Source organism: Vibrio sp. 2132-1 (assembly GCF_033344315.1).
Genome location: NZ_JAWPON010000135.1, coordinates 1 through 951, shown reverse-complemented (window position 1 = coordinate 951; position 951 = coordinate 1). Strand labels below are relative to the sequence as shown.

The 951-nt window shown below is 45.2% G+C and carries 1 pseudogene; it reads right to left on the bottom strand.

Annotation, left to right across the window (positions count from 1 at the left end):
• Positions 1-951, bottom strand: a pseudogene (locus tag R8N47_RS23940) (diguanylate phosphodiesterase); the annotation flags it as partial.

Sequence of the window (951 nt, the reverse complement as noted above, 5' to 3'; positions counted from 1 at the left end):
ATCAGTTTCTGCGAGACGTTTGGTCTTTTTGTAAATGACGTTGAGCTCTTCGTACATATCAAAAAAGCGAGATGAAAGACGGCCAATTTCATCATTGGTTCCGAGCTTTTCGATGTTGTCTCGCTGATTCGATTCTAGCTCGCTGAGTTGTTTATCGAGGCGAGAGACTGGATGCAAAACGTAACGATAGAGCACTAAGACGATCAGCGTGATGGTACAAAATGCCGCGATACCAAAAGAAAGTGCAAGCTCTAGCCATACTTTGTCCACTTTGTTCCACATCAGATACTCCGCTGGAGAGAGCACCGCATAAAAGTGGGGCAGAAGTTCAATGGTTTGCGCAAGAGGGATGTCTAGATAAATGGGTTTATCGGCAAACGTAATCACACTATGAGTATCAAATTCGACGTCGTGTTTGATGTCGTTAAACACTTCTAAAGATACGGACACGACAACAAAAAACACGTTGCTAGGATCGAAGCTAACTGGCGGTGCGCCCGTTCGTTTGTCAATGAGTTCGTATCGCAACAAGATGCTTTGGCCACTGGAGTTATAAATGAACCCTGTGTGGCTGTATTCACCACGAGCCGCGAAGCTGGTTGCTATGTACTCCAGCACCTTTGGGTCAACAACGCCGGACGATTCGTAATATTGGTTTTCGGTGTAATAAAGCAGATTTTGCTTGCCGTCGAGGATCGCCATGCTTGCATCCCCTTTATAGCCATGGCTCAGAACATCAGCGGTTTCATCTAGGCGGCTAAAAAGCACTCGCTCACGGTAGGGATTGTCGTGATTGATAAAATAGTCCTGCAGCACATCACTTTTACTCAGCGTGTACGCATAGCTGTTAAGAAAAATATTGGCTTGTCGAAATTGCCCCGCCAGCTTTTCCATCTGAAGTTGTATGTAGCTATCTTCGCGCTTGATGAGTGTTACTTTTTGAATGCTATA